The organism is Levilactobacillus tongjiangensis (genome assembly GCF_003946345.1).
Classification (GTDB): domain Bacteria; phylum Bacillota; class Bacilli; order Lactobacillales; family Lactobacillaceae; genus Levilactobacillus; species Levilactobacillus tongjiangensis.
In genome coordinates, this window is the sequence record NZ_RHNY01000005.1 from 38,762 (window position 1) to 52,610 (window position 13,849).

A 13,849-nucleotide genomic window follows, 5' to 3' on the forward strand; every position below is an offset into this window, starting at 1 on the left:
GCCCGTCTAGCGAGGTTGAGCGGCATTAACTGCCCTCTGTACACGTTGCGACGATAGACGTTCAGCGTACAAAAAAGGTCCGAGACAATTGTCTCGAACCCGAAATTTAAATAGTTTAGTGAATAATGAGGTTCATCAGTAAGACCATCAACAGTCCGACCACCGAGATGACCGTTTCCAATGTTGTCCAAACCTGGAACGTTTGCTTAACGCTCAGGTCAAAGTATTCAGAGAACATCCAGAAACCAGCATCGTTCACGTGAGAAGCAGCCAACGAACCGGCACCGATTGCCAGGGCAATCATGACAGGGTCAGCCCCCAACGTGTGCATCAATGGTGTGATCAACCCGGAGGCCGTCATCCCAGATACCGTCGCAGAACCCAATGAGATCCGTAAGATAACAGTAATTAACCAAGCCAATAGGATTGGTGAGAAACTGGAGTGCATCATTAACTGTTGCACAGCCTTCCCCACACCACCGTCGATTAAGACTTGCTTAAAAGCAGACCCACCGGCGATAACCATCAATAACATGGCAATCGACTTGATAGCGTCTTCCAGCGTCCCACTGATTTCCTTCATGGTCCGACCACGATGGAAACCCATGGACCAGATGGCAAAGAGTAAGGCAATCACCATGGCAATCACTGGATTCCCCAGCATCGTGATGACAGCGTCTAAACCATGTGGATTCTTCGGCGCAGCCCCCCCATTAACGGCCATTTGATAAATCGTTGCCAAAATCATGAAGACAACTGGGAATAATGATGTGAAGACGGACAGACCAAAGCCTGGCGTTTCCTTCAAATCAAATTCCTTCACTTCACCAAAGGCGGGTAAGGACTTCTTAACGACGAACAAGCCGGGATTGAACCGCCGAATGACACGCGTCCAGATAGGACCAGCGACAATCACACACGGAATAGCCACGATGACTCCGACCATCAACATCTCACCAACGTTGGCGCCCAAAGCGGTCGCAACGGCAGTTGGTGATGGTTGTGGTGGTAAGAATCCTTGTGTAGCTGATAACGCGGCGGCCATTGAAATCCCTAGATAAAGGAACGGTACATCGGCTTCAAGCGCAACCGCGAAGACGATTGGCGTAACCAATACCAGCCCCACTTCAAATAACAGGGAAATCCCAATCAGGAAGGAAGCCACCACAATGGCAACTTGGAGACGACGCTTCCCAAAAATCTTAATCAGTGTCCGGGCAATCCGGTAAGATCCACCAGCATCGGACACTAACCGACCAATCATGGCACCAAAACCAAAAACGATAATCAGTTCGCCCATGGAGCTCCCAATACCGTTTTTGATTGACTCCGCAATATTTGCGGGGTTCATGCCTAATCCAAGCGCTACCAAAATTGAGGTAACGATCAGTGATACGAAGGTGTTTAACTTTACTCGAATGATTAAGAAGAGCAACAGTAAAATACCTAATAACAAAATCACGAACTGCATTTTTCTCTCTCTTTTCTTATGCTTAATTCTGATGAACGACCTGCCGCAGTCGATTCAACTCTTTCGCATAAGAACCATTGTATGAAAAATATTTTCAACTTGCAAGGGGGCAATTGAATGTTATTTACAATTCATGCGTGAAAACAGTCGTGAAAACGCTATCTGACAATCATCACAGAGATTGGAGAATATTTTGCCATGTAGGCAGCCTGACTCCCAAAGTACTTGCGAACGCCGGATTGGGACAGCGACCCAATGACTAACAGGTCTGGTTGCACCTCAGGAATAATCTTTTTCACAATAGTTTCCCCGGGGTCCCCTTCACCGATCACAAATTTTACCTTAGTAATACCAAAACGTTCTGCCAAGTTTTGATACTGTTGTAAATGCTTTTGTAAGTCCGAACGTTGACCGTGAACGTAATCCTTGCTCAACGCCTGGTAGATATTCATGTTATCCGATTCCAACACTGAACAGATCACCAGTTCAGCGTTGTCAAACTTGGCTCGGTTCATTGCGTACCGAAAAGCCAACTGCGCATCAGGAGAGTCATCGACCCCGACCAAGATGCGCGTAAATTTCTTAGGGTTCATTGATTCAACGTTATCCATCGAAAAATCATCCTCCTTGTTTGACTACCCCCATTATAGATGAAAACAGTCCCCATGGGGAGTCCGAACAATTGAAAGCTTTTAAAGCTGAGTTATATCATGCCTTCCGCCAGCTACGGGCTGGCAACGGGCTAACTTGAAAGGCCCGAGTCTACCACCTTGGTCTGCTGCTGAACCCATAGCTGGCTACCTCCCCGACCTCTGACGTGCGACCACCTTAGACTAATTTAGCAGTACTGATACTTGTTAGTAAACATCATGTTCACGTAACTTAGCGTTCAACCAGCGGAAACCATAAATCACCAGCGTTGTAACCAACCAGCACCCCAAAACAACCGCCACTACCAGGGTCAACGTTGCCAACTTATCCGGCCCCTGCCACCAGTCCTTGAGTAACTCCCAGGCCTGAATCTTACGGTGAAATAAAAGTGTTAGCGGTAAAAAGACAATTTCAAGCCCAATACCCAAGCCAAACAATCCCCAGGCATCTCGCATCGATTTTCGAAACATTAACTCCCCTCCTCTAAGTCTAGAATACGGGAGATTAGGTGACTTGCCAAGCCGTATTTGTGAGGGATTGAATTTATGACGAAGATTCCCCTTAAATAGCAATCTCAAACTATTCTCAACCTTTTTTGAGTCACCTATTTGGCAAATCTCTTCCTATTAGTAATAATCTCACAATAGGTTCCAACTTATTATGTTGGTAAACCGGTGGTGGGGTTGTTAATTGGTGGTATGTAAAAACGGTCACAGGATTTTTCCCGTGACCGTTGCTGAAACGTGCAAAATCAGGCAGCTAGCTCCGCTTAACCCCGTTAGCCCAACGACCCAAGTTCGGGTCGCTACGCTAACGACGTTAATGCTCACTAGCTAACCGCCTGATTTTACACTCTTTATAATTGGCCCCACCCGGACTCGAACCGGGATCATTCGCTTAGGAGGCGAGTGCCCTATCCAGTTGTGCTATAGGGCCATAAAAGATCCGTAATTTATTCTGACACGGATCTTTTTAATTGTAAAGGACTACTTATTTTGGGCGTCTTGATCACGCCACTTTTTCCGCATTCCTTTGTTCTTGGTATGCCGGTTCTTGTGCTTCTTTTTCTTAGTTGGGTTCGGTGTCTCCACCTTGGCCGCAGCTGCCTTGCGGGGCTTCCGCTTAGCTGGTTGCACTGGGCCGTCTACCGTAGCTGCCGCCTCAACTGTGGCTGACTGCTTAGCCGCCGCAGAAGTTACCGCTACTGGGGCTTTCTCCACTGGTTTAGCCGTTGCTACCGGACGTTCAGTGGTCAATGTCCGCCCACTGAAGTATACGGGTTCTAGCTCATAATCAGTTTCCTTCAAGAGTTTCTTCAAGTCCCGTAAGTCATGGTCATCCCCCAGGCTGATTACTTGGCCTGGTTCCCCCATCCGACCAGTCCGACCGACCCGGTGAACGTATTCGTTGACCGAGGTTGGGAGGTCATAGTTGATGACAGCTGGTAGCTTCGGAATATCTAATCCCCGTGCCGCCACATCAGTCGTCAGCAATAACTTGATGTGCCCTAGTCGAAAATCCTGCAAGGCCTTTTCTCGTTGTACCTGGCGCAAATCACTCGTCAGGCTGGCAGCAGACACGTGGTCATGGTAAAAACGCGTCGCCGTTTTCCGTAAAGTGTTGGCTTGCTTGAAGAAGACCAACGCCCGGAAATTAGGCATTGCCAATAACCGTTTGAGCATCTGATCACGCTTGCCCATCCCCACTTCTAACATCCCGTGGTGCACTTGACCTTGTGTATCATCTTGGTCCCGCACGTCAATTCGTTCAACGGTCTGGCCAAACCATTGGTCCAATTCATGAAGAATCGGCGTATCAGTTGCAGAGAAGAACCCAAGTTGGACGTCCGCTGGCGCAGCCTGAGCAATCGAACGAACCGTATCTAACGTGTCACCCGTTAGCAGGTCATCCGCTTCATCAACAATCATGAGGGAAACTAGATGTAGCTTCAATTTCCGATCACTGACTAAGTTCAACACCCGACCAGGGGTTCCCACTACGATTTCTGGGCGCTTCTTCAACCGTTCCGTTTGCCGTTTCACATTAGCGCCACCCGTTAAAGCTGCGACCTTCAAGTCCAATAGTTTAGCCCAGTCCCGAATAACCCGGCTGGTCTGAATGGCCAACTCTTGAGAAGGTTCTAAGACAATCAACTGAATCCCATCTCCCGGTAACAGGTTTGCCAGGGCTGGCAACGTAAACGCCACCGTCTTCCCTGAACCGGTTGGCGCAAGCCCCAACACGTTCTTATCACCGACCATGGGGTCATAAACGGCCGTCTGGATAGCGGTGGGTTCGGTGTAACCTAAATCTTTAAAATGCGCCTCAAATTGTTTTAACATACTGTTTCCTTTCTGCTAGTGCTCATCAGCCGGAAAGCGGAGGTTACCCGCTACCCGTAAACTGTAAAGCACATCGTTAACGGTGATACTCCACTTGAGCCACCGTTGATAATCTTTTTCATTTTGCGTTTCTTCTGGTGCCAACAGGACCCGGGCAAAGTCGATAACTTCTGGCAACATAGGATTCTCCAAGGCTGGTTCACTTAGGTCCGTCAACGCCCCCTGATCATCGCGCAACCCAACTTTCGTCAGTTCACCAGCGCTGTCGATTTCAATTGTTTCCTTGAGTCCGTAAATTTCAGAGGAAGCATAGGAATTGCTGGTCTTGCCATAGGCAACGGTCACGTCATAATCCGTATACCGCAAGACTGCTAGCCCCTTGCCATCCCCACCAGTCGCAATCAACGTTGGAAACAGGGAGACGTTCTCAGGTTGGCCAAACAACGCGATAGCCAAGTAGATAGGATAAACACCGAGGTCCTGTAAAGCACCAGCGGAAAATTCCTTGGTAAAGACGTTAGGCGCCTCACCGTCGAGAACTTGATCATACCGAGACGAATACTTCATGAAAGTCAGGGCCGCTCCTTGAACCGTAGGTAACCCGGTCAGCGTCTTTTCAATCTGTTGGAAGTTTGGTGTATGCACGTGCCGAGCCGCCTCGAAAAATTTAACCTGGGGATGCTGTTTGAGAGCCGCGAGAATAGCCGTCATTTCTTGACGATTGCTGAAAGCTGGCTTTTCCACGACAATTGAAACGTCGTGCTGAATGGCCACCATGGCTTGCTCAAAGTGCAAACTGTTTGGCGAGGCAATGTAAACAGCGTCCAAATCTGCCTGGGTCAACATTTCCTCGTAATCCGTGTAGCTTGCCTGGGCGTGATTCTTGGCAGCAAAGGCCGCCCCCGTATCAGCATGGCGAGAATAAACCGCCGCCAACTCGTAAGACTTACTCAACGCCAATGCCTCGACCAGCTGTTGCGTAATCCAGTTAGTACCTACCGTTCCCATTCGAATCATCATGATCCCTCCAGCATGTTTTAGTTGATAAACTCATTCTAACAGTCGGACTCTCTCTGCGATAGCATAAGGATTAATTTTCCCCAAAAAGGAGGGATTTATTGCAGCATACCCAGCCAAAAATGTTATATTTAAGAGGTAATCACTTACGGCATTGAAAACAGCTTAACAACTCGCTTTCAAGCTTAACGTAAATTCATTCAAGGGAGGGATTACCGGTGAAGGGTCGAGAGATTGCACTTTTTGGTATTTCACTAGTTGCCGGATTAACCGGTGGTTTTTCGTTGCGCAAGAAACAGCAGACACAACCTAGTGACTCACCGTTGTTTTACGTTGGCACCTGGCAGTTTGTTGACCCCCATAACCAACGCCAACACCGGTTAGAAATTAGTCCTAATCTTGACGTGCAAATTGATGATCACCAGCTTCAAGTCCGGGTCAAGGACCTTAACGAGCAGCAGCTCACCTTTCAGGACAAGTTTGGCTATCATTTGACGATTCACGCCAATGAGCGTCAACCCATTTCATTCTTCGATGAAGCTGACGACTGTACTTATGCCATGCACCCACTTGATGGTGACTCCTAAAATTCTGACAGACTAACGAACTCACCCGCCAACTTTGACACAATCAAAGCTAACGGGTGAGTCTTTTTGTCGTTGTTTAATTTAACTTATCCTCGGGTAAAGGCCCGCCAGTCCTGCTTAGTGCCATTGAATACAGAACGCGCCACGGTCTGTTCTTGCCCATTCTGTGTGACCGAACCATCGGCATCGTATTCGATGAACTTAACTTGCTTCGAGTTCGCACTTAGTTTACCACCAGCGATCCAATAGTCCTGGCTGGGTAAAACTGGCTTCACAAATTGGGTAAGCACCTGTTTATTAGCAAATACAATAACGCCCTGCTGATAGTGACTCCGTAACTTTTCAATCAGATGTTTCAGTTTCTGGCCCTGAAGCGCCATATCCTGACTATTACTATTGTATTTACCATAGTAGTTAACGGCCACCATAATCGGCAACGTCCCAGAATTATTGCCGACCGTTGCCTTAAAGTGATGGTACTGGCGTTTGGCCGACGTGGTGAAACTAAAGGTGTGAATGACCCCCACCTTGAGTGATGCCCCCTGCGAACGTGAATAATTGTCGCTAAAATCATCGTCGGTATACGTCGCCCCAGAGGTTGCCTGGAGGTAGACAAAGGTCACGTGGTTGGCTAGTTGCTGAAAATCCAGGTAACCACTGTCTTGATTGAGCGTCACCCCGCGCACCGGATAGTTGGCCAGTTGTTCACGCTGATGAGACTGCCATTGATACCAGCCAAAGTAACCAGCTCCGGCGAACACTAACAAGATAAGCACAACTAACCAACGCCGTAACCGATGGTGGCGGCGAAACGTGTTGTCATATATAGGTTGATAGTCTCGTCGTTTCACCGTCAGTCACCGTTTCTCCATAACCTGGAATGATTACCAACTATTATACCATGTTGCCTAGGATTCGTGGCGGGTCTGTTCGATCACGTCGCGAACCTTGGTTAAAATATGGTCGGTTCGTGAGGAAATCCTCAGAACCGTCATCATAAACAGACTGTCCAAAATCGCTAGTTGTGAGATTAACGAATACATGCCCTCGGAGCGATAATTCACTTCATCCGTTAATGAAAGAAAGGCCACATCCGCACGTTGGGCCAATGGTGACCCACTGTAACTGGTAATGGCGATGATTGTCACATCATTTCGCTTGAGTTCGTCCACAATTTTTAAAGTTTCATGATTCCGCCCCGAGTGGGAAATAATTACCGCACAGTCGTCCTCCCCCATCCGAGCGGCCTGCATTAGCTGAATATCGTAGTCCGGATAATACGTTACATTGAGCGACGTCCGCATAAACTTGTGATATCCGTCCAGTGCGGCAATTGAGGAGCCCCCTAGCCCAAAAAAACTAACCATCTTCGAGTTGATCAATTTTAAAACGGCCCGAGCGAGATCCTGTTCATTCAAAGCTTCATTAGTGGCCTCCAAAGAATTCATCGAAAAGTGAAACGTCTTACTTGCAATGGTAGCAAGTGAATCACCCTCGGCCAGTTCTGGAAAGGAACTGGGATGCGAAGTGTCTTCAATAGACGTGTGCATCAATGCCATGGTAAACTCCCGGTAGTTAGCGTAGTTCATGCGCTTCACAAAACGAGAAATGGTGGCCGTAGACACACCTGCGGCGCTCGACAATTCTTTGATCGTCATTTCACTGACGACTGCCGGACTGTCCAACGCCAACTGTGCCACTTTTTTTTCAGTTCGAGATAATTGGTCATAGGTTCCCCGAATCTTGCCAATAGTAGAACGAGCGATGGTCACCGTCCCCTTTCCAAGTTACGAATTTTGATTTAATTTTATTTTTGTAAACATTTTACATCATTTCTCTTGAAATGTGAAACTTTTTTACATATAATACTCATTGTCAGAAAAATTTCGTATCTTGTAAAGGAGATTAATTTCATGAAACTCGGATTAATTGGTTTAGGTAAGATGGGTCTTAGCTTGGCTATGAACGCAATGGATCACAATCACGAGATCGTTGGTTTTGATTTAAACAAGGATTTTGTCGACAAGGCTGTTGCTGCAGGTGCTGAAGGCGCCGACAGTTTGGAAGACATGGTTGCCAAGTTACCATCACCTAAGATCGTTTGGGTCATGGTTCCAGCTGGTAAGCCTACGGACTCCACAATCGAATCATTGAGCACGTTACTCGGCAAGGGTGACATCTTGATCGATGGTGGGAACTCCTACTACAAGGACTCACTTCGTCACAACGACATCTTGAAGGCCAAGGGCATCGACTTCTTCGATTGCGGTACTTCAGGTGGTATGGAAGGCGCTCGTTCACACGGGAACTTCATGATCGGTGGGGACAACAAAGCAGCCTTTGAAACGATTCGCCCACTTTACGAATCCATTTCCGAAAAAGACGGCTACCTTTACACCGGCCGTGCCGCTTCAGGCCACTACTTGAAGATGGTCCACAACGGGATCGAATATGGTGAAATGCAAGCCATCGCCGAAGGTTTCGAAGTACTTGAAGCGTCCGACTTTGACTACGACAACGAAGCCGTTGCCAAGGTATGGAGCCACGGTTCCGTTATCCGGGGCTGGCTCATGGAACTTGCTGAAGAAGCCTTTTCTGAAGATCCAGAATTGGAAAAGATTGCTGGTCGGATGCATGCATCTGGTGAAGGCCAATGGACTGTTCAAGAAGGTTTGGACAGCCACGTACCTACGCCAGTTATCGCTTTGTCATTGATGATGCGTTACCGGTCAATGCAAGATGACACCTTTACTGGTAAAGTCGTTTCAGCTTTACGTAACGGTTTTGGTGGTCACGCCATGGACAAGGCTGACAAATAAGCTTTAAATTAGCAACACGAAAGGAAGAGCACTATGGACTACATGATTGGGGTCGATATTGGAACTACCAGTGTCAAGACCGTATTGTACGATACCACAGGTAAGATGCAGGGTTATTCAAACAACCTGTATCCCCTCTATCAAGATGTTCCAGATATGGCTGAAGAAGATCCAGAAGAAATCTTCTCCGCTATCATTGATGGTTTAACGACCGTCCTGCGTAAGGCAGACTTAAAGAACGGCCAATTACATGGCGTTTCTTTTTCAGCTGCCATGCACAGTCTCATCTTGTTAGACGAAAACCACAAGCCATTAACTCGGGCCATTACTTGGGCCGATAACCGTTCCGTGAAGTATGCGGATGAATTGCGGGAAAATGGTGTGGGTAAACAACTCTACGAAAAGACTGGGACACCAATTCACCCGATGACCCCCCTGAGCAAGTTGATTTGGTTGCGCAATGAACAGCCTGACCTCTTCAATCAAGCTCACTGGTTCGTCGGCATCAAGGAATACGTCATCTACAAGTTATTTGGCGTCTTGCAAGAAGACTACTCCATCGCTAACGCTACCGGGATGTTCAACATCTTCAATATGGACTGGGATGACCAAGCCTTGGAAGTTGCTGGTGTGACGCGTGACCAACTTCCTAAGTTGGTTGACACGACCGCTCAAATCTCTGGCATGAAGAGCGACTATGCGGGTGTAATTGGTATCGATCCACAAACCCCATTCATCATGGGCGCTTCCGACGGTCCTCTGGCTAACCTGGGGGTTGATGCAATTAACCCCGGTGTTGTCGCTGTGACCATTGGAACCTCTGGTGCCGTTCGGGTCGTCACTGACAAGCCGAAGATCGACCCTAAGGGCCGGGTCTTCTGTTACTACCTATCCAAGGACCACTGGGTCGTTGGTGGGCCAGTAAACAACGGCGGAATCGTCTTCCGTTGGGTCAGAGATCAACTCTTCGCACCAGAAAAGATTACGGCTGAACAAATGCACGTGGACTCTTACGACCTCTTAACTGAGATTGCTGCTAAGGTCCCTGCTGGTTCAGACGGGCTGATTTTCCACCCATTCTTGGGTGGGGAACGGGCACCTATCTGGGATGCCAACGCTCGTGGTTCCTTCTTCGGATTAACCCGGACGCACTCACGAGCTCACATGGTTCGTGCTGCGCTGGAAGGAATTGTCTACAACCTCTACACCGTGATGCTCGCCTTGGAAGAAGTCGTTGGCAAGCCATCTAGTATTCAAGCAACGGGTGGTTTCGCCCGTTCCGAACTCTGGCGGCAAATGTTAGCGGACATCTTTGAACAAGACGTCACGATTCCTGAAAGTCCTGAAGGAACGGCCTTAGGGGCTGCAACGTTAGGGATGTACGCCTTAGGGATGATTGATGACCTAGATGCCGTGAAGAACTTCATCGGTGTGTCTAACGTCCACCACCCTAACCCCGAAACTTACGATGCTTACCGTGCCTTAGTTCCGATTTACATTCGCCTTAGTCGGCAATTACAATCAGAATACAAGAACATTGCTGAGTATCAACGTACTTATGTTCACCAATCAGACACCAAGTAGTTTGGCGACTTTAGTACTTTCAGAAAACCAACTAAATTAATTAACTTTTTTGAAAGTTTCTTATGTACAAACGAGAATTTATCAAGTACAATATGTCTACTTGATTGAGAAGCCAGCGCTTACACCGTTGGCTTTTCAAAATTTTGAAAATGAAAGGGCTTACTTCCAATGGAACTTATAGCTTTACTCATCGGGGTCATCTTCTTATTGGTCCTCATTATTAAATTTAAGATCAATACTTTCGTTTCCCTGATTCTTACCTCCGTCCTTACTGCAATTCTCTTAGGAATGGACTTAACCAAAATTGCCATGACAATCGAGTCCGGGATTGGGAGCCAATTAGGCGAGCTGTCCTTGGTCTTTGGGTTTGGTGCCATGCTGGGTCGGTTAGTTGCCGACGCCGGTGGGGCCTACGTTATCGCCACGACCTTAATCGACAAATTCGGGAAGCAGCGGCTGCAAATGGCCATTATGCTTGCTTCATTTATTCTCGGTATTGCCCTCTTCTTCGAAGTCGGAATGGTCCTCTTGATTCCTATCGTCTTTGCCATTGCCGTTGAAGCAGAAGTTCCAATTCTCTACCTCGGAATTTCTATGGCAGCCGCTCTATCCGTTACCCACGGATTCCTGCCACCTCACCCCGCACCAGTTGCCATTGCGCAAGTGTTAGGTGCCAACGATGGTAAGGTTCTCTTATTCGGTTTAGTAGTTGCGATTCCTTGTGCAATTATCGCCGGTCCAATGTTTACGAAGTTAGCACAGAAGTTCGCACCAGATGCCTTCAATCAAAAAGGAAACTTGTCTTCATTAGGTACCATCAAAACGTTTAAGCCTTCCGAAGCACCTAGCTTTGGTTTATCCGTTCTGACTTCCCTCTTCCCCGTTATCCTGATGGCCATCACGACCATCTACAAGATGACGGTCGACGGTGGGACCACGCCTACCAAGAACGCCACCTTGCTGGACCAAATCGTTGCCTTGATTGGTGACCCAGCCATCGCGATGTTGATTTCACTTATGGTTGCGATGTTCACCATGGGTTGGGGCCGGAAGCGTAAGACCGCTGATATCATGGCCACTCTGGAAAATGCTGTGAAGTCCATCGCTATGCTACTGTTAGTTATCGGTGGTGGTGGGGCCTTCAAACAAGTCCTGATTGACGGTGGTGTTGGTAAAGAAGTTGCCAAATTGTTCATCGACTCTAACATGTCCCCATTAGTTCTGGGTTGGTTAGTCGCTGTGGTTCTCCGTATCGCTCTGGGTTCCGCAACGGTTTCCGCACTGACTGCTGCCGGAATTGTGGCCCCATTGATGGCCCAATCTGGTGTTGACCCTGCCCTGATGGTTCTGGCCATTGGTGCTGGTTCCTTAGCCGCTTCTCACGTGAACGATGCCGGGTTCTGGATGTTCCGCGAATACTTCGACTTAACTGTTAAGCAAACGTTAAGTATCTGGACGGTATTGGAAACAATCATCGCCGTGGTCGGTCTGCTGATTGTGCTGCTCCTGAACCTTGGTTTCCACTAACAACTGACCTTTAATTAATTTTTCTGACAAATTGATCTACTTTGGGCTTCCGGGTATTATTCCTGGAAGCTTTTTTTGTATAACTACATCGATACATAAAAGGTGGACAATTGACCGCCTGCGGCTCTGAATAGTCATTGCTTCCAAACAATAATGAACCTCCCCAAAGTCAGGACCCGGACAGGAAAACCGCAGCCTCAACGATGTTATCAAGCGTTTTAAGCCTGGTAACATCATGGGACAATCTAGGAAACTTATCGCCTTTCTGAGGCTGTTAGTTGCACGGCAAGTCCCCCCTTTGGTTTGCTTCGGTCCCTACAGTGGCCCCTGTCCAACAGTGGTGCCTCCACATTTCCAATTGATTTGATTAAAATTCTCATCCACCCAATAAAAGGTAAGTGCTATAATAGTTGAATCCCGCATAAAGAGAGAGGAGTTTCAACTTACCTTGGCAAAAGAACTACGCCGAGAAATCGGCACCTTTACCGCCCTAGCCACCGTCATGGGTACCGTGATTGGAGGCGGGGTCTTCTTCAAAACGGCTAGCGTTATTGCAGCCAATCATTCGGCCAATATGACCCTCCTTGCCTGGGTGGTTGGTGGTCTGTTAACGTTATGTGCTGGGTTGACCAGTGCAGAACTCGCGGCCGCCATCCCACGAACGGGTGGCGCCATGCGTTACCTGGAATACGCCTATGGTAAGCCACTGGGATTCTTGATGGGCTGGGCGCAACTACTGGTCTACTATCCAGCTAACATTGCCGCCTTGTCCATCGTTTTTAGCACGCAGTGGTTGGCCCTATTTCACCTCAGTAGTGCGTGGCAGTTACCCATAGCCATCCTCTGTGGCGGCAGTATTACCGCCCTTAACTTTCTGGGTGCCCGGGTTGGTGGAACCGTCCAATCGGTCGCTTTAATTTTCAAATTGCTCCCCATAGCCGTCATCGTCGGTGTTGGCCTGTTTGTCCCCGCTAACGTGCCTCTAAGCTTCTGGCCGATCTCCACTGGCCATCACCTGGGATGGGGTGGCGCCTTCTCGGCGAGCCTCGTTGCCACTATGTTTGCCTACGATGGTTGGATTGGAATTGGGAATATTGCTGGTGAAATGAAACGTCCTGAAAAGGACCTTCCCCGCGCCATTATTCTCGGTCTAACGCTGATTACCGTCATCTATACCTTGATCAACTTAGTCTTTCTCAAGACCCTGCCCATTGACCAAATTGCTGGTAATCAAAATGCAGCAGCCGAAGCTAGCATCCACCTCTTCGGTCAGTTTGGTGGTCGCCTCGTGACCATTGGTATTTTGATTTCCGTTTATGGCGCCATCAACGGTTATACACTGACCGGTATGCGCGTCCCCTTTGCCATGGCTGAGGAGGACAACTTGCCGTTTTCAAAATACTTTCGACGGCTGTCACGTCACACCTATGTCCCCTACTTCGCTGGTAGCGTTCAGTTTGCTATCGCGCTAATTATGATGTTGTTAGGTAGTTTTGACCTGTTGACGGACATGTTGGTCTTCGTCATGTGGGTCTTCAACTGTTTCATCTTCATTGCCGTCTTCCGCTTGCGCAAACGGGAACCAGAACTAAAGCGACCTTATCGCGTCCCCTGGTATCCCATCATCCCGTTGATTGCTCTACTTGGTGGCTTTTTCATCCTCATCACGACCCTCGTGACTGAACCTGGCTTGGCTGTCACTGGATTGGTACTCACTTTACTGGGACTACCCATTTACTACTGGCATCAACGACCAACGTTGAAATAACTTTACTGATTTTTGTACCATCTAAAAACGGCTACACAAGTTTTCCAAACGGAAAATCTGTGTAGCCGTTTATTTTAAATTAA

12 protein-coding genes and 1 tRNA gene are annotated in these 13,849 nt (G+C 48.1%); 5 read left to right on the forward strand and 8 right to left on the reverse strand.

The genetic code is table 11. The features are described 5' to 3' along the window. Positions 1-115 precede the first annotated feature (115 nt). The 6 genes from EKM75_RS03745 to EKM75_RS03770 all read right to left on the reverse strand — a co-directional run bounded on the left by EKM75_RS03745 (position 116) and on the right by EKM75_RS03770 (position 5,481). Positions 116-1,471: a gluconate:H+ symporter gene (locus EKM75_RS03745; protein ID WP_125692268.1), complete on the reverse strand. Its 1,356-nt coding sequence runs from the start codon at positions 1,469-1,471 to the stop codon at positions 116-118. 158 nt (positions 1,472-1,629) lie between these two features. Next, positions 1,630-2,082, reverse strand: a complete 453-nt coding sequence (locus EKM75_RS03750) for a universal stress protein (RefSeq protein ID WP_125692270.1) — start codon at positions 2,080-2,082, stop codon at positions 1,630-1,632. A gap of 246 nt (positions 2,083-2,328) precedes the next feature. Beyond that, positions 2,329-2,592: a hypothetical protein gene (locus EKM75_RS03755; RefSeq protein WP_125692272.1), complete on the reverse strand. Its 264-nt coding sequence runs from the start codon at positions 2,590-2,592 to the stop codon at positions 2,329-2,331. 393 nt (positions 2,593-2,985) lie between these two features. Next, positions 2,986-3,058, reverse strand: a tRNA-Arg gene (locus EKM75_RS03760). Between the two features lie 50 nt (positions 3,059-3,108). Beyond that, on the reverse strand, positions 3,109-4,464 hold the full coding sequence (locus EKM75_RS03765) for a DEAD/DEAH box helicase (protein WP_125692274.1): 1,356 nt from the start codon (positions 4,462-4,464) through the stop codon (positions 3,109-3,111). A 15-nt stretch (positions 4,465-4,479) separates the two neighbouring features. Next, positions 4,480-5,481, reverse strand: coding sequence for a Gfo/Idh/MocA family oxidoreductase (locus EKM75_RS03770; RefSeq protein ID WP_125692440.1), 1,002 nt, complete (start codon positions 5,479-5,481; stop codon positions 4,480-4,482). 218 nt (positions 5,482-5,699) lie between these two features. On the opposite strand from EKM75_RS03770, the gene EKM75_RS03775 reads away from it, so the two are divergent. Next, positions 5,700-6,068 carry a DUF4828 domain-containing protein gene (locus EKM75_RS03775; RefSeq protein ID WP_125692276.1) on the forward strand — a complete coding sequence of 123 codons (369 nt, stop codon included), beginning with the start codon at positions 5,700-5,702 and terminating at the stop codon, positions 6,066-6,068. An 86-nt stretch (positions 6,069-6,154) separates the two neighbouring features. Here EKM75_RS03775 and EKM75_RS03780 read toward each other — a convergent pair whose 3' ends face one another. Together EKM75_RS03780 and EKM75_RS03785 are read right to left on the reverse strand one after the other, a co-directional pair. Next, complete coding sequence (locus EKM75_RS03780) at positions 6,155-6,919, reverse strand: GH25 family lysozyme (protein WP_125692278.1); 765 nt, start codon at positions 6,917-6,919, stop codon at positions 6,155-6,157. Positions 6,920-6,976: 57 nt separating this feature from the next. Beyond that, a complete protein-coding gene (locus tag EKM75_RS03785) occupies positions 6,977-7,840 on the reverse strand; it encodes a MurR/RpiR family transcriptional regulator (protein WP_225426652.1) in 864 nt (287 codons plus the stop codon). 141 nt (positions 7,841-7,981) lie between these two features. On the opposite strand from EKM75_RS03785, the gene gnd reads away from it, so the two are divergent. From gnd to EKM75_RS03805, 4 genes are all read left to right on the forward strand, one after another. Beyond that, positions 7,982-8,887, forward strand: coding sequence for a phosphogluconate dehydrogenase (NAD(+)-dependent, decarboxylating) (gene gnd, locus EKM75_RS03790; protein ID WP_125692280.1), 906 nt, complete (start codon positions 7,982-7,984; stop codon positions 8,885-8,887). Between the two features lie 33 nt (positions 8,888-8,920). Further along, positions 8,921-10,471, forward strand: coding sequence for a gluconokinase (gene gntK, locus EKM75_RS03795; protein ID WP_125692282.1), 1,551 nt, complete (start codon positions 8,921-8,923; stop codon positions 10,469-10,471). Between the two features lie 168 nt (positions 10,472-10,639). Continuing rightward, entirely contained in the window at positions 10,640-11,998 is a 1,359-nt protein-coding gene (locus tag EKM75_RS03800; protein WP_125692284.1) for a gluconate:H+ symporter, read from the forward strand. 448 nt (positions 11,999-12,446) lie between these two features. After that, complete coding sequence (locus tag EKM75_RS03805; protein ID WP_125692286.1) at positions 12,447-13,766, forward strand: APC family permease; 1,320 nt, start codon at positions 12,447-12,449, stop codon at positions 13,764-13,766. Positions 13,767-13,849: the final 83 nt, after the last annotated feature.